Consider the following 19,350-nt stretch of genomic DNA (forward strand, 5'->3'; position numbering starts at 1 on the left):
CAACGGCATTGTACGCCATGAGAGCCCCTGGAGCTTGGCGCAGCGACAAGATTTCCCATTTGAGCGAAGGGAGGCATGGAAAAGGCGTACTATTTACCTGGCAAGCAAAGGCTGCGAGAAAGACCAGCTAAATGATGTCAAGGGGTTTCCGAGACATTTTTAGATAGAACTTTGACAATCGAATATGGGATAAAGGGCGCCCATCGGGCCGGCTTCGGGCGCACCTGTCCGAGCCGCGCGCTTCAGCGGCCGTGAGGGAATTCGATGCCGGAGTTGCGAACTTCAGCTAGACGTCAGCTCCTTTTGCTGTGCTTGGACGGAGGGCCGCCTCTCGTAAGGCCGTCTCTCCTTCATCACCGCCAGTATCACGCCGCATAGCTTCCTCGCAACGCCCGACACCGCGACGTAATGATGCTTGCCGCGCGCTCTCAGGGAGTCGTAGTAGTCGCCGAAGTACGGGTCGCGCATCCTCGCCTTGTCGGCAGACACCATGAGCGCATAGCGCAGATACGACGACCCGCGCTTGGACATGTGCTGCTCGGTGCCGTCGAACTTGCCGGATTGGAACTTCGAGGCGTCGATGCCCGCGTAGGCGTAGAGCTTGGAGGGCCCCCCGAAGCGGGCAGGGTCCCCGACCTCGGCCAAGATGACGGCGGCGTTCACGGGCCCTATCCCCGGGATCGTCCGCAGAAGATCGGCCATGGGGCCAGCGACGATCTCGGCTATCTTGGCATCGAGGGCCGCGATCTCCTCGTCCATGTGGTCGATGAGGGCCGTGATGTGGGCAAGCTCGAAGGCAAGCGCGTCAGTTGCCCAGACAGACCCCACCGACGCCTTCGCCGCAGCCTTGACCTCCTCGGCCTTCTCGCGTCCGTGGCGTCCATGGCTGGCTTCCCGGATCACGCGCGTGAGGGTGCGGATGTCGGTGGCCGCCACGCGGGCCGGCGTGCCGAACTCAGCCAGTACCGCCCGGCTCGTGGCGGAGTGCTTCGACGAGAAGCATCCTTCCAGCTCGGGGAACACGCGGTCGGCCGCGGCGGCCGCGCGGTTCTTGAGGGCGGTCCTCTCGGCGACGAGATGGGCGCGGTAGCGCGTGAGGATCTTGGCGCTGTCGGCGACCTCGGGCGCGATCGGCGTGGGCCCCAGGGACTTGAAGCGGGCGTACTCGGCGATGAGGAGCGCGTCGATCGCATCTGTCTTGGTCTTGCGCACCGAATCCGCCTTGCGGAACGCGTCGGTCATCACCGGGTTCACCACCGCGACGGGGTATCCGTGATCGTCGAGGAACGACCACAGCGCCAGCCAGTAGTGGCCGGTGGACTCCATGGCGACGATGCAGTCGTTTCGCTCCACCCCGAGCTCGGCGAAGCGATCGAGCAGGGATCTGAACCCGCGCTCGTCATTCGCGAACTGGAATGCCTTGCCATGTGGCGTTCCGTCCGCCATGCGCGATGCGACGACATGGGCGTTCTTGGCGACGTCGATTCCGATGTACTGCAAGGCTCGCTCCCTTCGCTCGATCCGTCCGAGCGAAGGTCTCCTTCGGCATCCGCAGCACGCAGCCTCGTTGGACATGCGACCCCTGAAACGGTCATCCAGCCTTATTCGCGTCACGCTGCGGGCCGGAGGCGCAATCCTTTCTGACAGAGCCGGACTCTAGGACAAGCGCTGCGCCCTCCGCCCATGATGCGTTCTTTATCCCATATTCGTTGTCGAGAGTAAAGAAACGCTGCCGCTGCGTTGGAAGCGGTGGGTGCCACACCCCAAAACAGTGGCAGAAAGAATATACGAGGATGAATCATGGCCGTTATGCCGCAGGAAGTCAAAGAGCTGTTCGAGAAGGTGCCCGCCGTCGCGTTCGCCACCGCGACCGCCGACGGGCAGCCCAACGCGTCGATCGTGGGCATGAAGTGGGTCATCGACGACGAGACGATCTACCTGTCCGACCAGTTCTTCAAGAAGACGCACGCCAACGTGCTGGCCAACGCCAAGGTGGCGGTGGCGTTCTGGGAGGGGCACGACGCCTACCAGATCCACGGCACCGCGCGCATAGCCGAGGGAGCCGAGCTCGAGGAGCAGAAGGCGAAGGCCGACGCGAAGTTCGCGCAGATCGGCATGCCCATCAAGGCGAAGGGCGGCGTGTTCGTGCACGTTGACGCCGTCTACACCTCGGCGGCCGGCCCCACCGCCGGCGACCAGATCGCCTAGCGCAGCGCCGATAAGCAAGGCGCCGACGGCAACGCCCCTAAACGGACATCTCGCACAAAACAAGGAGCTGCAGCAAAAGCCCCATCAACAAGAAACCCGCCGCAATTGTGGCGGGTTTCTTGCATCTCCTTTCAAAATGCAGCGGCTCAAAACGGCTGCTCAGGACTTCTGTTACAGCACCCTCGTGCATCTTGCTGCACGCCCCGCGCCCTGCAGAAGCCCCGCACCGCCCGCGCCTGCCCTCCGTCCGGCAAGACCTCAAGTCCGGCGAGGGGCAGGCGCGCTAGCTGGCGTTGAGCGCGACGCGGCCGCTTACGATGCCGAAGTCGAAGCGCGCCTTCCCGTCTCCGTAGACGTAGGTGTTCCCGCTCTGCCGTGCGTCGAAGTCACACGAGAACGAGCCCGACACCTTCTCCACGACCGCCGTGAAGCCGCCTTCGTCGGGAAGAGCCAGGTCGACCCGCCCACTCGCCACGTTGACGCGCGCGTCGCCCGGCATCACCTGCTCGCACGCCACGCTGACGTGACCGCTCGCCACGTCAGCGCGCACGCTCTGCGAGAAGACGCCGGCGACGTCCACCTGCCCGCTCGCCACGCCGAGGTCCAGCACGTCGGCTCGCACGTCGGCCACCTTGACGCCGCCCGACCCCACGTTGAGGCTCAGCGTCTCGCACGCGAGCCCCGACAGGTCGTAGGAGCCCGACGCGCCGTTGACCTTTACCGTAAGCAGCTCGCCAGCCGTGCTGCGCGGGATGACCACCTCCAGGTGCCTCACGCCGCTCACGGCCATGCAGCCGAAGAAGCCACCCGGCATGCCGTACCGCACGCTCAGCACCCCACCTGATGCCGACCACTGCATCTGCTGCGAGCGCGCGATCATGCCCGCCTGCCGCTCCACGAGCTTGACGCGGCCGTCCGTCTCGCTGTCGTCAGCCACGCGCACGATGACCGAGCCCGCCGCCCAGTCGATGTCAAGCGAGCGCACCTCGCCAGCGTCGACGTACCTGGTGGAGACTTCCTTCGTGTTCGCCGCGACCTCGCCCGCCGGCGCGGGCGCGGCCCACAGGCCCCACGGCCCCAGATGAGCCCATCCCGCCATGCAGGCGCCCAGCCCGCCGATCACGAGCACGCCGCACACCACGATGGCGATGATCTTGTTGCGTGATTTCCTCGTCAGCTTGGTCATGGCGCCTACTCCTGTCCGTTGTGCTCAGCGCGATAGTTCGGGTCATCCTCGATGATGCGCGCGATCCAGTAATACAGCGGGATGGTGAGGAACACGAGCCACCCCGGGTGCCACCATCCGAACAAGCACCCCGTCAGCAGGTAGAACAGCGCGCACGCCACCGGATAGGGAAAAGAGCGCCACGCGCCACGCGAGGAGCGCGAAGGGGCAGGGGCGGGAACAGACGCGACAGGCACCGACGCGGGCGCGAGTGCGGACACGGCAGGCACCGGCGCCCTCCCCTCTTCCCCTCGCACGAGCCTGTCGAGCGTCACCTCGTAGAGGTCGGCGAGTGCTACGAGGTTGCCCGTGTCGGGCGCCGCCTCGCCGCGCTCCCACTTCGACACGGCCTGCCGCGACACGCCCAGCTGCGCGGCAAGCTCCTCCTGACTCAGGCCCTTCTCCCGCCGCAAGCTGGCAAGGCGCGGGGCGATCTCTCTGTTCATGCGGGAACCTCTCCTCTTCGCGACTGTCATGTTGGTCTCGCCTTCCCAGATTACGGTAGCGTTCAGCCACCTGCCAGCAACTCTGATAGCCATTTTGCGCAACCGCTGGTAGCAATCGCCCCTGACCAGGTGTTTCGCGCAAAATAAAAATGCGGGCCCCCTCTGGAAGGGCCGGCGCTGAGAGGACGCATGATGACGCGAGCGCCCGCGTTCCGTGCTTGCGCTCGCATTCGCGCTCGTGCTTGCGCTCGCGTTCGCAAGCGCGTTCGCGCTCACGTTCGCGCCCGCGCTTGCGGCCAGGCCCTTCGACTCGCTTCGCTCGCTCGGGACGACCGGGGAGAAGCGGCGACGCCGCGTGCCCTACCTGCCGTCCCGGAGGGCCTTGAGCTTGGCGAGGGCCTCGGGGCTGATGCGGTCGGCGACCGTGTTCTTCCGCGCCACCTTCGGGGCCTCGTCGAGGCGCGCCTCCGTGTAGTACATGCCCACCTCGTGGGAGAACCCCTCGGCGCTCATGCGGTCCACCCCGCCGCCGAACACGGTGTCCTGGATGGTGGCGTCGGAGGTGACCACGAGCGTCTCGATCATGCGCTCGCGCGCGTCGTGCGCGAGCTTCTCGATCACCTTGTCGGCCGACTGGCCCGCCGGCGAGAACATGATCTGCACGCCGCCGACCGTCTCCACCTCGCCCTGGGAGAACTCGTTGTACGCGCCGTCGAACACGATGATGGCGCGCCACTCGCGCCCCGCGTAGTTCACCACGTCGTTGATGAGGCGCTCGCGGGCCGTGTTGAACGTGTCGTCGGTGTAGTCGGGATGCGTCGCGGAGACCAGCTTGTAGCGGCTGCCCGAGCGCAGCACGTTGTAGCCGTCGACGATCAGCAGCTTTTTGCGTTGGCGCGGCACGCTACCCTCGCAGCCCCTCGGCCGCCGTGCGGTTCTGCCGCAGCCACTCGTACATGCAGGCGGTGGACGCCTGCGCCACGTTGAGCGAGGAGATGCCGCCCACCTGCGGCAGCTTCACGCCGAAGTCGCAGTTGCCCAGAACGAGGCTCGACACGCCCTCGCCCTCGTTGCCGAGCACGAGCGCGATCTTGCCCTTGAGGTTGGCGTCCCAGATGTAGTCGGCGGCGTGCTCGGTGGCGGCGGCCACCCAGAACCCCTCCTTCTTCAGGCGCTCGAGGCAGCTCGAGATGTTGGCCACCTGCGTCACGGGGATGTGCGCGATGGCGCCCGCCGAGCTCTTGTAGGTGGCGGCCGTCACGCGCGCCGCGCGCTTGTTGGGGATGACGATGCCCGCGGCCCCCACCGACTCGGCCGAGCGCGCGATGGCGCCGAGGTTCCCCGCGTCGGTGATGTGGTCGAGCACCACCACGAGCGCGCGCCCGTCGTGCTCCTCGGCGCTGCGCTGCGCGGCCTTGAGGACGGCGGTCACGTTCACGTACTCGAACGGCTCGGCCTCGGCGACGACGCCCTGGTGGCTGCCGTGGTCGGACAGCTCGTCGAGCTTCTTGCGCGGGACGCTCGCCACCGGCACGTCGAGGTTGCGCGCCTTGCGCAGGATGTCGGTGATCAGGCCGTCGCGCTGGACGTTGTCGGCCATGAGGATGCGCTTCACGGGCACGTGCGTGCGCAGCGCCTCGACGACCGGTCGCTTGCCTTCTATGTAGTCTGCCATGGGACTGCCTCTTCGAAACATCGGGAACGGGAGCCAAACGTGAGCCGTTAGTGTAACACGCCGCCCTACTTCCGTCGCCAGATGTCGAGCACGATCCAGACCGACAGCAGAAACGCGCTCACGTAGCCGACGGCGGCGAGCACGGGCACGCCGAGCACGCGCGGCTCCATCGACGACAGCGACAGCATCGACGACCCCATGAACAGCCCCGCCACGATGAGCGCCAAGGTCACGCGCGTGAACAGCTTCGACAGTTTGCGGAAGGGCTCGTCGGAGCCGGTCATCTCCATGTTCACCTTGAGCTGGCCGCGCGTGAGCATCTTGAGCGTCTCGCCCGCGTAGGCCGACGCCTCGAGCGCCCCCTTGCCCGACGCGCGCAGCGCGAGCGCGAGCTCCTGCAGCGCCGACGCGAGCATCTCGGACTTGTCCGCCTCGCGCTTGAGGTGGTCGTTGATGATGGACACGATGTTCTGGTCGGCGATGTAGGCAGCCACCGTGCCCTCCACCGTCACCAGCCCGCGCGCCACGTTCGTCACCGAGCTCGGCAGCATCACGCGGCACGAGCGCGTGAGCGCCATGATGTCGTTGAGCATGTTCCCCACGTCGATCTGGCTGATGTCGACCGAGCCGTAGTCAGCCAGAAGCCCGTCGAGGTCGGCGAGGAAGCGCGTGTGGTCGATGACGGAGTTGTCCTTCTGCACGGCGAAGCGGATGAGCGCCTCCTTGAGCTCGGCGGCGTCGCGGTTGCCCACCGCCTTGATGATGCCCGTGAACCCCGCGCGGTCGCGGTCGCTCAGGCGCCCCATGATCCCCAGGTCGATGTAGACGATCTGCCCGCCGCGGATGATGAGGTTGCCGGGGTGCGGGTCGGCGTGGAAGAAGCCGTGGTCGAGCACCTGGGTGGCGTAGTTGTCGAGCAGCTTGACGCCGATCTCCTCGAGGTCGTAGCCCGCGGCGAGAAGCCGCGCCGACTGGTTGATGGGGATGCCCTCGACGTACTCCATGACGAGCACGTACTCGGTGCACAGCTCGGAGTACACGTGCGGCGAGCCGATGAACGCGCACTTCTCGTTGAGGCGCGCGAACTCCTCGAGGTTCTCGGCCTCGCGGCGGAAGTCCGTCTCCTCCAGAAACGTCTGCCACATCTCCTCGACCACCTCGCGCAAGTCGAGGAACTGGTCGTCCTTCATCACGCGCGAGGCCCGCCGCGCCAGCATGCGCATGATGTCGATGTCGAGCGCCATGGTGGCCTTCACGCCCGGGCGCTGGACCTTCACCGCCACCTGGTCGCCCGTGGCCAGGCGCGCGCGGTACACCTGCGCCAGGCTGGCGCTGCCGAGCGGCGTGGGGTCGATCTCGGCGAAGATCTCCGGGCGGCGCGGGCCGTACTCGGCGTCGAGCGCGGCGAGCATGTCCGCGAAGGGAAGCGGCTCGCACTCGGCCTGCAGCTTGGAGAGCTCGTCGCAGTACGCCTGCGGGAGGATCTCGGAGCGCGTGGAGAGCGTCTGCCCGATCTTCACGAACGAGGGCCCCAGGTCCTCGAGCATGGCGCGGAACTCCTCGGGCGTGACCGAGCTCATGAGCTTGTGCTTGCGCACGATCTTCAGGATCTCGGCCATGCGCGCGCGGCGCGTCTTGGGAGACAGGTCGAAGCGCCCCTCGGGGTCCACCTCGACCTGCTCGCTGAATATGTACTTGAGCAGCGTGTTGTCAGCCATGCGGTGGCCTGCCTACTGGGCAGGCGCCTCTCCTTGCGGGGCCTCGGCTTCCGCAGGCGCGGGCTCGGCTGCGGCGTCGGCTGCGGCTGCGGCTGCGGCAGCGACGGGCGCGGCGTCAGCGGGAGCGGCCGGCTCAGCTGCGGCAGGCGCGGGCTCGGCGGCGGGCTCGTCCTTGAGCGCGTCCTTGGCGTTGGCCGCGGCGGCCATCTCAGCCACCTTGGCGGCGAACGCCTCGCGCTCCTGCGCCGTCATGGCCGACAGCTGCGCGGCGATCGACTCCTCGCGCAGGGTCGTGGTCGCCGTGACGGCCTGGTGCTTGAGCTCCTCGTTGAGCTGGCGTCCCTGGTCGACCGTGATCTCGCCCTTCGCGATCAGCTGCTCGACCAGCTCCTTCGACTTCTCGGCGCCCATGGCTACCGCGCCTACGCCAGCGAGAAACGCGTCCCTGAACCCATCGGTGATGCTCGACATGGTGTGCCTCCGAATCCTCGTGACTCATTCGCCTGGGGGAGCGCCACGTGCGCAGGCCCCGCCTCCCATGTTACCACCTCGCGCAGCGCAGGCTCGCGGGGCGGCGAAAAACCACGCCCGGGAGCGAGCCGTTGCCGAGGCAGCATGCGACCCGCGAACGAGCGCGGGGCCCGCAGGCCCGCAATCCGCGAGGACGAGCCGCCTTACAGCCGCGCGAGCAGGGCGGGCAGCTCGGAAATGGAGGCGAGCGTGAAGTCGGGGCCCTCGGCGGCGAGCACCTCGGGCGGGAACATGCCCCAAGTGGCGGCGACCGTCACGCACCCCGCGCCGTTGCCCGCCTGCATGTCGAACGGGCTGTCGCCCACGTACAGGCACGTCTCGGGGCGCAGGCCGAGCAGGTCGCAGCCGTGCTCCACCGGGCCGGGGTCGGGCTTGTGCGCCGGGTAGTCGTCGGGGCCCACCAGGAACTTGAAGTTCGACGCGATGCCGAGCACGTCGAGAGCGCGCTGCGCGAGCGCATGCCGCTTCGACGTGACCACGCCCATGGGGCACCCTTCCGCGGAAAGCGCCTCGAGCACCTCTTTCACCTGCGGGAACGTATGCACCATGGCGTCGTGGACGGAGTGGTTGTGCTCGCGGTAGGTGCGCACGAGCAGCTCGTGGGTGGCGTCGTCGTCCGCGAAGTCCCACATCTGCACCACGAGCGGCTGCCCCACCTTCTGCATGAGCACCTCGTCGGGAAACTCCCTTCCGAGCACCTCTCGCGTGGCGTGGCGGAACGATGACAGGATCAGGTCATGGGTGTCGATGAGCGTGCCGTCCAGGTCGAACAGCACGCCCTGTATCTCATGTGACATGCAGCGGCTTTCCTCCTGCCTTCCGGCGGGCGGCGTCCGCGTCGCGGGCCGTCCGCCGGAAGCGCGTCATAGGCGGGCTTACGAGAAGATCGTGCTGAAGCTGCCCAGGCCGTCGGGGCGCGCGTTCTTCAGGTTGCGGTGCGCGAAGGCCATCAGCTCGGCGATGGAGGCGAGCGGCACGTTCTTCTTCTGGCCCGTGCGGCGCAGCTTCACCTCGACCATGCCCTCGGCCAGGCCGCGCTTGCCCACGATCACCTGCAGCGGCCAGCCGATGAGGTCAGCGTCGGCGAACTTCACGCCCGCGCGCTCGTTACGGTCGTCGATGACCACCTCGAAGCCCACCTCCGCGAGGTCGCGCGCGAGCTTCTCGGCGGCGGGCTGCACCTCCTCGTCGCCCACCGTCAGCGGGACCACGCAGATGTGCGCCGGCGCCACCGACATGGGCCAGATGATGCCGTGCTCGTCGTTGTGCTGCTCGACCACGGCCGCCAGCGTGCGCGACACGCCCACGCCGTAGCAGCCCATGATGAAGGGCTGCTCGTTTCCGTCCTCGTCGGCGAAGGTGGCGCCCATCGTCTCGGAGTACTTCGTGCCGAGCTGGAACACCTGCGACACCTCGATGCCGCGCGCGCCCTCGAGCGGCAGCCCGCAGGAGGGGCAGCAGTCGCCCGGCTTCACCACGCAGAGGTCAGCCCATGCGTCAACCTGGAAGTCCTCGCCGAGGCGCGCGCCGACGAAGTGGAAGCCCTCCTCGTTCGCGCCGACGACCCACTGGGGCACGGCCTGCAGGCTGGTGGCGGCCACCACGCGGGCGCCCGCGGGAAGGCCGACCGGGCCCATCGAGCCCTTGTGCAGGCCGAACGCGAGCATCTCCTCGTCGGTCAGCAGCGTGAACCCGGGCACGGCGCGCTCGGCCTTGATCTCGTTGAGCTCGTGGTCGCCCGGGATGAACATGACCACCAGCTTGCCCTCGGCGTCCTTGCCGGAGAGCGCCTTGACCGTGGACGTGGCCGGGATGTCCAGGAACTCCGCGAGGTCCTCGATGGTGTGGACGCCGGGCGTGGAGATCTTCTCCATCTGCGCGACCTCGCACACCGTGGGACGGGCCAGGCAGTCGCCCGCCTCGGTGTTGGCGGCGTAGCCGCAGGTGCAGTGCACGAGCTCGGCCTCGCCCGCCTCGGCCAGCGCCATGAACTCGGTGGTCACCTTGCCGCCGATCTGGCCCGAGTCGGCCTCGACGGGACGGTAGTCCAGCCCGCAGCGCTCGCAGATGCGCCCGTACGCGCCGCTCATGTCGTCGTAGGTCTCCTGCAGCGACTCCTGGGTGGCGTGGAAGCTGTAGGCGTCCTTCATGATGAACTCGCGCGAGCGCAGAAGCCCGAAGCGCGGGCGGATCTCGTCGCGGAACTTGACTTGGATCTGGTACAGCGAGCAGGGAAGCTGCTTGTAGGAGCGCAGCTCGTTGCGGATGAGCGAGGTGATGAGCTCCTCGTGGGTGGGCCCGAGGCAGAAGCCGTGGTCGTGGCGGTCGACCAGGCGCATGAGCTCGGGGCCGTAGTCGTTCCAGCGGCCGCTCTCGTGCCACAGCTCGGAGGGCTGCAGCGCCGGCATCATGATCTCCTGGCTCCCGATGCCGTTCATCTCGTCGCGCACGATGCTCTCGACCTTCGAGAGCACGCGCTGGCCGAGCGGCAGGAACGTGTACACGCCCGACGCCGTCTTGCGGATCATGCCCGCGCGCAGAAGCAGGCGATGGCTCGCTATCTCCGCGTCGGTCGGGTCCTCCTTGAGCGTGGGTGCGTACAGCTTGCTCATGCGCATTACATTGGTCATAGCTTCTCTATCTCCTCCATCAGGGCGTCGACGATTGCCGACTCGTCAACTTTTCGGACGATTTTACCATGGGAGAACACCACTCCCGCGCCGTCTCCGCAAGCCACCCCGATATCAGCATCGGCGGCCTCGCCGGGGCCGTTGACCACGCACCCCATGACGGCCACCTTGAGCGGCTCGGGGATGGCGGCGACGCGCTCCTCCACCTGCTGCGCGAGGCTGATGAGGTCCACCTGGCAGCGGCCGCACGTGGGGCAGCTGATGAGCTCCGGGGAGCGCTGGCGCAGGCCCAGGGCGCCGAGCAGCGTCCAGCACGCGCGCACCTCGAGCACGGGGTCGTCGGTGAGCGAGATGCGCATGGTGTCGCCGATGCCCTCCTCGAGCAGCACGCCGAGGCCGCACGCGCTCTTGATGACGCCCTGGAACGCCGTGCCCGCCTCGGTGACGCCGATGTGCAGCGGGACGTGCGGGATCTCGGCGGCGAGCAGGCGGTACGTGTCGATGGTGGCCTGCACGTCATGCGCCTTGGCCGACACCACCACGTCCGTGAAGCCCCGCTCCTCCTCGAAGTAGCGCACGTAGTCGGCCGCCGACGCGGCGAGCTTCTGCGGCAGCGTGAGGTCGGCGCGCTCCTTGAGCGCGCGGTCGAGCGAGCCCGCGTTCACGCCGATGCGGATGGGGATGCCCGCCGCGCGCGCCGCCTCGATGACCTCGTCGGTCTTGGACAGGCCGCCGATGTTGCCGGGGTTGATGCGCAGCTTGGCCGCGCCGCGCCGCGCCGCCTCGATGGCGATCTGCGCGTCGAAGTGGACGTCGGCGACCACGGGCAGAGGCGACGCCTCGCAGACCGCCGCGAACGCGTCGACGCAGTCGATGTGCGGGATGGCCATGCGCACGATCTCGCAGCCCGCGTGCGCGAGCGCGTCGATCTGCGCGAGGTTCGCCGCCACGTCAGTCGCGGGCGCGTTCAGCATCGACTGCACCGCCACCGGCGCGCCGCCGCCCACGCCCACATCACCCACCATCACCTGGCGGGTGGAGAAGCGCGGCTTCTCAGTTCTCGTCTCTCCCAACTTCGTCAGCCTTCCTTTCCGATGCGAGGGCGCCCGATGCGAGGGCGCGGGCGGCGCACGGCGATGCCGGCGCTTCGCTCCGGCGCGGGACGCACGGCCCTGCCGCTTCGCTCCAGCAGGCGGCGCCCCGTCGCTTCGCCCCGCCTTCCTATGAGTAGAATCCCGTGAAGAGCCGCTGCACGTCCTGGCTCAGCATAATCGCGAAGAAGCCCAGGAACAAGACCATGCCCGCGACGGTCAGGTACCCCATCACCTTCGTCGGCACCGTCTTGCGCGTGAGCTTCTGGAACACCTCCACCGCGAAGCGGCCGCCGTCGAGCGGCGGGATGGGCAGCAGGTTCATGATGCCGAGCGACACCGAGATCATCGCCATGAAGAAGAGGCTGTCCACGAAGCCCTTCTCGAAGAAGTTGCCCGACATGGCGACGATGCCCACGATGGACGCCGAGCTCTCGACCGTCTGCGCCGCCGTCGCCGGGTTGAACAGCCCCGCGACCGCCTGCACCACCATCCCGATGTAGGCGAAGCCCGCCTGGACGGACTGCAGCGGCGTGGCGTGGAAGTGGATCACCTCGCCGGTGTCGACGTAGCGCAGATCGACGCCGATGACCGAGTAGATCACGACGAACGCGACCATGGTGAACAGCAGGTTCACGAGCGGGCCTGCGAGCAGGATGACCGAGCGCTTCCAGAAGGGCAGCGAGCGGTACTGCTGGGCGTACTCGCGGTCGAAGAGGGCCTGCGGGTCGTCGACGGGGCGCGGCTCGCCGAGCGCGTAGGACGCGAGGGCGGGAGCCGCGGGGATGAGATCGGCCGCAGACGCTGCGGGGACGGGATCGACCGCAGGCGCCGCGGGGGCGGAGCCAGCCGCAGGCGCCGCGGGGGCGGAGCCAGCCGCGGGCGCCGCGGGTCGAACGGCGAGCGAGGGGTCGACCACGCCGGCGGGATGCGCGGCGCGCGCGGCTCTGAGCTGCTTCCCCGTGGGCCGCACCTCAGGCGCACGATACGTGTTGAACTGGTCCTTCTTCGTGGGGCCCGAGCAGCTGCCCCACTCGACGAGCTCCTCGAGCGCCTCGTACGCCTCGTCGTCGGTGATGCCGCAGTCGGCGGCGACGTCCTCCATGGTGGCCGTGCCCCGGCGGTACAGCGCCGCCAGCGCGTCTCTCAGATGCGGGCTCATCTCGCCGGCCTCCATGCCGCACACGCGCGCGTAGCCGCCCAAGAGCACCGCGGTCACGCCGTAGCGCGTGCCGCCCTTCGTGAACCCGATGCCCGGCCCCGGCAGGCCCAGCATGAGCTCGGTCACGCGCACGCCGAAGGCGCGCGACGCCAGGAAGTGCCCCGCCTCGTGGATGAACACGAGGAAGCACAGGGCCAGAACGGCGCAGACGATCATAACGAACGTGGTCATGGGCCTCGCTTTCCCGAACAGCACACGCCTTTGCGCAAGGCGCGCCAGGCGAGCGGCGCGCAGGGGCCGCGTCAGGCCCCTGCGCTCTCGCCGTTGCGTTTTCGCTGATCATTATAGGGAAGCGAAATACCGCCCGGCCCGCATGCGAGAAAAACCTACAAGCGCTGCGCTATTTTGCCAGAAGCGCGCCCCGAAGCAGAAGCGCCATGTCTTGTCCGACTGAGGACGTAGCGCATCGGCTCCTGCCGCAGCGCCCGGTTGCGCCAGCGTCCTGCTTGATATGCGCCAGATTGTGATGGACTTCTACCAGATCTGCGATGGCCGAAGAAGGGTCTCTGCCAGACGCACGCCCGCCGCGCGCGCATCCTCCTGCCCACGCGCACCCCGCGCGCGCAGGCGCCCTCTCCCCCACCGCGGCGATTACCCATCAAACCTCGCGCGACAATCCGCCAACTCCCCGCCATGCATCTGCCAGGCGGGCCCTCTACGCTTGAGGCAAAGCGAACATCCCTCAGCGCAACCGCGCAGAAAGGAGCGACCATGCAAGCAGCGCAACGGCAGACGGCCTCAAGGGCGATGAGGCTGTTCATGGCCCTCGCGATCGCAGCGGGCCTCATCCCGCTCACGAGCTTCGCGTGCTCGCGGCAAGCTTACGCCGACACCAGCTGGCTTTCCGTGGGACGCAACGTCTACTATGACAACTACAACACCACCCGCTTCTCCGACGGCAACGGCTGGACGGCCTACTGCGCGCAGCCTTCGAAGCCCACGCCCGCGTCCGGCGCCTACCAGAAGCTCTCGCTGCGCGACGTCTACGAAGGCGTGTCGAGTGTGGAGAGCCCCACGGCTGTTCTGTACTTCGGCTACGGCGGCCCGGGGTTCGACCCAGCCATGTGGCCATCTACCTGGTACGACGGCTCGCCCATGACCGACGACGACTACTACGCCATCACGCACATCCTCGTCGCCGACCGCATGTACGGGGACGCCGAAGCCGCCCTCACCGGCTGCTCCACGGCGTTTCGGCAGTACTACGGCTACTTCTGCCAAGGGCAGGAGTGGTGGGTCCGGTACGTGAGCATGGGCGAGTCGGCGAACCCCGACGGCACGTACCTGCGCATGATCGCCGCATGGCAGGCGCTGCCGGGCTCGGCGCGCAAAGCCTACGTCGACTCCTGCTACGCCTTGCGCACCGGAAAGACGCAGAACATCGTCGTGACGTGCCCCCACAAGCCGACAGGCAGCCTCGAGCTGCAAAAGACCTCGACGAACCCCTCCCTCACCGAAGGAAACGCTTGCTACTCGCTCGCAGGCGCCACCTACGGGGTGTATCGCGACAGCGCATGCGCGTCAGAAGCCGCCACGATCACCACGAACGCCGACGGCGGGGCACGCGCCGAGGGACTTGCCGTGGGCACCTACTACGTCAGGGAGAAAGCGCCTTCCGAAGGCTACGCGCTCGACAGCGCAACCCATGAGGTGCGCATATCGGGCGGGCAGACCACGCGCCTCGACGTGGGGGAGATCCCGCAAAGCAGCCCCGCAGACCTCTGGCTCGCCAAAGCCGACCTCGAGACGAGAGCCAGCCTCTCGCAGGGCGCGGCGACGCTGGAAAACGCGCAGTTCTCCGTCCGCTACTTCGACGGCTACTACAACACGCCCGCCCAAGCCGAGGCGTCGGGAGCACTCACGGCAACCTGGCTCGTGAGCACTGACGAGAGCGGACGCGCGCCGCTCGGCAACGCGCGCACGTCGAGCGGCAAAAGCCTGCCCCGCAACTCGCGCGGGCAGGCGGCCATCCCCTTGGGAACCGTGCTCATCCAGGAGGTGAAGGCGCCCGAGGGCTACCTCGCGAACGACGGCGAGGTGATCGTCCGCCACGTCACGAGCGAGGGCATCGGCGAGGACGTGCGAACCTACCGCGCGCCAACCGTATCCGAGCAGGCCATACGCGGCGGCGTGTCCGTCGAGAAGCGCGATGCCGAGAGCCGGCTTCTAACGCCTTTGGGCGCAGCTTCGATTGACGGGACCACCTTCGCCGTCACGAACAAGTCGGCGCGCGCCGTCTACGTGAACGGCACGTGGCGCGAGCCCGGAGAGGTGGTCGCCACCATCGTCGCGCATGGCGGCGTGGCTGCCACCGCCGCCGACGCGCTGCCCTACGGGACGTACGCGGTCAAGGAGATGGCTGCGGGCACGGGGTATCTGCCCACCGACCAGGCGGAGCGCACGTTCGCAATCCGCGATGAAGGCGCGATCGTGGCGCTCGGGGCGAGCGGAAGCTCAGATGGCGCCGCTTACGACCAGGTCAAGCGCGGAGACTTGGAGTTCGTGAAGACACGCGAGAGCGACCAGAAGCGCCTCTCGGGCATCCCCTTCAAGATCACCTCGCAGACCACGGGCGAGTGGCACGTCATCGTGACCGACGACAACGGCGAGGCCAAGACGAGCGCGGCGTGGAACGCCCATGCGACCCGCGCCAACGCCAACGATGCCGCGCTCAACGCTGACGGAACGGTGGACGAGGCGAAGCTCGACGCGTCAGCGGGCGTGTGGTTCGGGCTCACCTCAACCGGATCGCTGACCAAGGCTGACGACAGCCTCTCAGCGCTGCCCTACGACGTCTACACCGTCGAGGAGCTGCCCGTCGCGGCGAACGAGCACCTGGAGCTCGTCGAGCTTGCCGACGTGGCCATCGCGCGCGACGGCTACAGCGTCAACCTGGGAACCCTCGATGACCAGTCAGCAGGCGAGGTTTCGATCAGCACCGCCGCGCGCGACGCGCTTGACGGCGACAAGGTGCTGCTCGGCGCCGCTGACGCACGCGTCATCGACCGCGTCGCATACGGAGGGCTCACCGCCGGCAAGCCCTACGTGCTCACGGGCACGCTCATGGACAAAGCCACCGGGGAAGCCGTCCTCGATGCCGACGGGCAACCTGTGACAGCTTCGAGAGAGCTCACGCCCGAAAAGACCACCGGCTACGCCGAGCTTGCCTTCACGTTCGACGCGCTGGCGCTCGGCGGACGCGACCTGGTGTGCTTCGAGCAGATCGCCGCCGCAGAGGCGCCCGGCACCGCGATCGCCGCACACGAGGACTTGGACGACTACGAGCAGACCATCCGCGTGGAGGCTCCCGCGATCAGCACGAAGGCCGTCGACATGCAGGACGGCGACGGCACCGCCTCAGCCGACGTCGACGCCGCCATCATCGACACGGTGAGCTACCGCAACCTCGTAGCCGACGGGCGCGCATACGTCCTGCGCGGCACGCTCATGGACAAGGGCACGGGCAGCGCCTACCTCGACGCCGACGGCAACGAGGCGACCGCCCAGGTCGAGTTCACGCCCGAGGAGCCGAGCGGCACCGTCGAGGTAGCTTTCGCGTTCAACGCCGCAGGGCAAGGCGGCGCGCAGGTCGTCGGCTTCGAGGAGCTGCGACAAGGCGAGCGCGTCCTCGCGACGCACGCCGACCTCGAGAACGCCGCGCAGACCATCGAGCTTGAGAGTCCCGCGGTCTCGACGACGGCCGCTGATGCCGCCGACGGCGACCACCTCGTGTGCGCTGATCCCGAGAGCAGCGTCATCGACACCGTGGCGTACGAGGGCCTCGTCCCCGGCAAGGAGTACGTCGCTTGCGGCACGCTCATGGCAGCCGGCGAAGGCGCAGGAGACACGCCCGACGTGTCGGGATCGCCTGAGGTCACGCCGCTGCTCGACGCCTCAGGTGCGCCCGTGGTCGGCAGCACCGCCTTCACGCCCGAAGCGCCGAGCGGCACCGTCGAGGTCGCCTTCGACTTCGACAGCACGGGGCTTTCCGGACGCTGCCTCGTGGCGTTTGAGAAGCTGACCCGCAACGGCGTCGAGGTCGCCTCCCACGAGGACCCTGCTGACGAGAGACAGCGCGTAGAGGTGGTGGCGCCTCGCCTGGAAACCGAGGCAACCGACGCAGCTGACTTCGACCACGAAATCGCCGCAAAAGGAGAGGCGGCCGTTGTCGACGCCGTGACGTACGAGAACCTCGTCCCCGGCAAGGAGTACCGCCTGCGTGGGACCGTCATGGACAAGGACGCGGGAAAGGAGCTTGCCGTGAGCGGCCGCATCGTCCAGGAGGAGCTTTCGTTCATACCCGAGGAGCCGAGCGGCGTCATCAGCCTCACGTTCGCCTTCGATGCGAGCGACCTCGCCGGCAAGACGCTCGTGGCCTTCGAGAAGCTCTCACGCGAGGGTGAGGTGGTGGCCGAGCACGCCGACCTCGAGAGCGAGAGCCAGACCGTCTCCGCAGGCTCCGCGGAGGAGGGGCATGAGGCCGCCGTCGCAAGCCCGCCTCCCCCAGGCTCCCTGCCCCGAACCGGCGACAGCTCTCGGCCCTTCCAGCTCGCAGCCGCCCTCGCAGCCGTCGCCGGGGTCACCCTCGTCGCAGCCCGCATCAGGTCACGCCGACAGCGCTAGCAGGGAAAGCCCGGGGCGGCATGTCCGCCGCCCCGAAGACAACGGCACCATCTCGTTGACGGCCTTCTACTTTCGTCTTATAATACTATTGTAAGACGAATTAAGGAAACATTTTGTCTTACCTTGCCATTGCGGAACACGCCCTCAAGCACGGACTCGACGAGAGCCAGATCGCACACGCATGGAAGAACGCAGTGGTCTGCACGCGAATCGAGCGAAAAGACGGCTTCGTCGACTATGTGGCTGTCGGGCCAGACCAGAATGGCCGAGTAATCGAGATGACCGGGCGAGCGAAGGACTTCGGGATCCTGATCTACCACGCGAACACTCCTCCGACCACACGGTCGCTCCGCGCGCTCAATCTGCAGAGGAGAACGAGGAGGCTCAAATGGAAGCCGTCGTACTGACCGACAAGGATCTCATGGAAAAGCTCGGCATGACGCGAGAGGAAATCGAGCAGCTCAAGCGCGATGCCGATGCTTACGATCGCGGAGAATGGCCCGAAGCCAAGTCTGTCACCGTCCGCTACGGCCGGCCTCCCCTCTTTGAAGATGACGAGCTCGTCAGCGTCACCTTCAAGATAGGAAGATCCCAGTTGAAGCGCGTCGACGAAGCCGTCAAAGAGCAAGGTTGCTCGCGCTCCGAGTTCCTTCGCTGTGCAGTGGAGGACGCCCTCAGGCTCCTCGAGAGCGAGGAATCCGAGGGCGCTGGCGATGGAGCCTAGCGGGCCTTGACCCAGGCGCGGGCCCTTGCCCTCGCCCAGGCGTTGACCTCCTCGAGCTGGCCGAGGCTCTCCACCTGCTGGACGCCTTCGGCCGCATGGGCCTCCATGACGGCCTCCACGCACGCGGCGATGCCGAGGTAGGTCCCCTCCTCGGCCAGAAACGCCGCCACGGCCACCTCGTTCGCAGCGTTCATGGCGCAGGGCAGCGTGCCGCCCGTGCGCCCCGCCTCGCGGGCGAGCGCCAGGCAGCGGAACGTCTCGGTGTCGGGCGCGGCGAACTCAAGCGAGCCGAGCGTGCGGAAGTCGAGCGGGGCCACCGGCGCGCTCCAGCGCTCGGGGTACGAGAGCGCGAACTGGATGGGGATGCGCATGTCGGTGGTGCCGAGGTGCGCCTTCACGCTGCCGTCCGAGTACTCGACCATGGAGTGGATGGCGCTCTGCGGCTGCACCACCACCTCGATCTTGTCGTAGGGCATGGCGAACAGGTGGTGCGCCTCGATGACCTCGAGGCCCTTGTTCATGAGCGTCGAGGAGTCGATGGAGATCTTGGCGCCCATGTTCCACGTGGGATGCGCGAGCGCCTGCGCAGGCGTGATGCCCTCGAGCTCGGCGCGCTTCCTCCCGCGGAAGGGGCCGCCCGAGGCCGTCACCCACAGACGCGACACCCCGCGCTCGTCCTCGCCCAGGAGGCACTGGTAGATGGCGCCGTGCTCGGAGTCGATCGGCATGAGCGCGCCCGCGGGACCCGCCTTCGGGGCCGCGCCGCACGCGCGGCGCTGCTCGTCGACGCGCGCCGCCAGCGGCATGATGAGGTCGCCCCCCACCACGAGCGACTCCTTGTTGGCGAGCGCGAGCACCTTCCCCGCGCTGAGCGCCTCGAAGCTCGCGCGCAGGCCGGCAGCTCCCACCAGCGCGTTCACCACCACGTCGGCCTCGGGCAGGTGCGCGAGCGCCGCCACGCCCTCGGGCCCGAACGCCAGCGAGCCTGCGCCTGAGCCTGAGCCCTCGCCGCCACGCGCCTGCGCGAGCAGCTCGTCAGCCACGGGCAGGCCCGCCGCCTCCTCGCGTCCCACGGCCAAGTGCCGCACGCCGAGCTCACGCGCCTGCGCGAGCAGCTCGTCCGTGCGCGTGCCGACCGCCAGCGCCACGACCTCGAGCTTGTCGGCGTGCTGGCGCACCACGTCGAGCGTCTGCGTGCCGATGGACCCCGTCGATCCCAAAACAACAACGCGCTTCTTAGCCAATGTCATCCCTCCG

The 19,350-nt window shown here is 68.0% G+C and carries 16 protein-coding genes; 4 read left to right on the plus strand and 12 right to left on the minus strand.

Features of this window, described 5'->3' with window-relative positions; translation table 11 throughout:
* Positions 1-282: 282 nt before the first annotated feature.
* Complete coding sequence (locus HRL41_RS01975; protein WP_172135293.1) at positions 283-1,500, minus strand: IS110 family transposase; 1,218 nt, start codon at positions 1,498-1,500, stop codon at positions 283-285.
* A 300-nt stretch (positions 1,501-1,800) separates the two neighbouring features.
* Here HRL41_RS01975 and HRL41_RS01980 point away from each other — a divergent pair, with 300 nt between their 5' ends.
* Positions 1,801-2,208 (plus strand): pyridoxamine 5'-phosphate oxidase family protein, encoded by a 408-nt coding sequence (locus tag HRL41_RS01980; protein ID WP_165170849.1) that lies wholly within the window; start codon positions 1,801-1,803, stop codon positions 2,206-2,208.
* A 283-nt stretch (positions 2,209-2,491) separates the two neighbouring features.
* Here the strand turns inward: HRL41_RS01980 and HRL41_RS01985 are convergent, their stop codons facing one another.
* From HRL41_RS01985 to HRL41_RS02030, 10 genes are all read right to left on the minus strand, one after another.
* Positions 2,492-3,394: a DUF4097 family beta strand repeat-containing protein gene (locus HRL41_RS01985; protein WP_172135294.1), complete on the minus strand. Its 903-nt coding sequence runs from the start codon at positions 3,392-3,394 to the stop codon at positions 2,492-2,494.
* 5 nt (positions 3,395-3,399) lie between these two features.
* Entirely contained in the window at positions 3,400-3,879 is a 480-nt protein-coding gene (locus HRL41_RS01990) for a helix-turn-helix domain-containing protein (protein ID WP_172135295.1), read from the minus strand.
* A 360-nt stretch (positions 3,880-4,239) separates the two neighbouring features.
* Positions 4,240-4,782 carry an NYN domain-containing protein gene (locus HRL41_RS01995; RefSeq protein WP_165170855.1) on the minus strand — a complete coding sequence of 181 codons (543 nt, stop codon included), beginning with the start codon at positions 4,780-4,782 and terminating at the stop codon, positions 4,240-4,242.
* Between the two features lies 1 nt (position 4,783).
* Positions 4,784-5,554 carry a 23S rRNA (guanosine(2251)-2'-O)-methyltransferase RlmB gene (gene rlmB, locus HRL41_RS02000; RefSeq protein ID WP_172135296.1) on the minus strand — a complete coding sequence of 257 codons (771 nt, stop codon included), beginning with the start codon at positions 5,552-5,554 and terminating at the stop codon, positions 4,784-4,786.
* Between the two features lie 65 nt (positions 5,555-5,619).
* A complete protein-coding gene (locus HRL41_RS02005; protein ID WP_172135297.1) occupies positions 5,620-7,272 on the minus strand; it encodes an AarF/ABC1/UbiB kinase family protein in 1,653 nt (550 codons plus the stop codon).
* A 12-nt stretch (positions 7,273-7,284) separates the two neighbouring features.
* Complete coding sequence (locus tag HRL41_RS02010; RefSeq protein ID WP_172135298.1) at positions 7,285-7,743, minus strand: hypothetical protein; 459 nt, start codon at positions 7,741-7,743, stop codon at positions 7,285-7,287.
* A 203-nt stretch (positions 7,744-7,946) separates the two neighbouring features.
* Positions 7,947-8,600, minus strand: a complete 654-nt coding sequence (locus tag HRL41_RS02015) for an HAD family hydrolase (RefSeq protein ID WP_172135299.1) — start codon at positions 8,598-8,600, stop codon at positions 7,947-7,949.
* 78 nt (positions 8,601-8,678) lie between these two features.
* Complete coding sequence (locus HRL41_RS02020; RefSeq protein WP_305792293.1) at positions 8,679-10,433, minus strand: proline--tRNA ligase; 1,755 nt, start codon at positions 10,431-10,433, stop codon at positions 8,679-8,681.
* Positions 10,430-11,506 (minus strand): flavodoxin-dependent (E)-4-hydroxy-3-methylbut-2-enyl-diphosphate synthase, encoded by a 1,077-nt coding sequence (ispG, locus tag HRL41_RS02025; protein WP_255465897.1) that lies wholly within the window; start codon positions 11,504-11,506, stop codon positions 10,430-10,432. The genes HRL41_RS02020 and ispG overlap by 4 nt, the downstream gene beginning before the upstream one ends.
* A gap of 148 nt (positions 11,507-11,654) precedes the next feature.
* On the minus strand, positions 11,655-12,917 hold the full coding sequence (locus HRL41_RS02030) for a site-2 protease family protein (protein ID WP_172135300.1): 1,263 nt from the start codon (positions 12,915-12,917) through the stop codon (positions 11,655-11,657).
* A 540-nt stretch (positions 12,918-13,457) separates the two neighbouring features.
* Here HRL41_RS02030 and HRL41_RS02035 point away from each other — a divergent pair.
* The 3 genes from HRL41_RS02035 to HRL41_RS02045 all read left to right on the plus strand — a co-directional run bounded on the left by HRL41_RS02035 (position 13,458) and on the right by HRL41_RS02045 (position 18,093).
* Positions 13,458-17,369, plus strand: coding sequence for a VaFE repeat-containing surface-anchored protein (locus HRL41_RS02035; RefSeq protein WP_172135301.1), 3,912 nt, complete (start codon positions 13,458-13,460; stop codon positions 17,367-17,369).
* A 113-nt stretch (positions 17,370-17,482) separates the two neighbouring features.
* A complete protein-coding gene (locus HRL41_RS02040; protein ID WP_172135302.1) occupies positions 17,483-17,776 on the plus strand; it encodes a hypothetical protein in 294 nt (97 codons plus the stop codon).
* Entirely contained in the window at positions 17,758-18,093 is a 336-nt protein-coding gene (locus HRL41_RS02045) for a ribbon-helix-helix domain-containing protein (RefSeq protein WP_172135303.1), read from the plus strand. Before HRL41_RS02040 ends, HRL41_RS02045 begins: the two co-directional genes overlap by 19 nt.
* Here the strand turns inward: HRL41_RS02045 and dxr are convergent.
* A complete protein-coding gene (gene dxr, locus HRL41_RS02050) occupies positions 18,090-19,337 on the minus strand; it encodes a 1-deoxy-D-xylulose-5-phosphate reductoisomerase (protein WP_253904647.1) in 1,248 nt (415 codons plus the stop codon). The genes HRL41_RS02045 and dxr overlap by 4 nt on opposite strands.
* Between the last annotated feature and the right edge of the window lie 13 nt (positions 19,338-19,350).

Origin of the sequence: Adlercreutzia sp. ZJ473 (assembly GCF_013185065.1) — a bacterium.
Taxonomy (GTDB): domain Bacteria; phylum Actinomycetota; class Coriobacteriia; order Coriobacteriales; family Eggerthellaceae; genus CAAEEV01.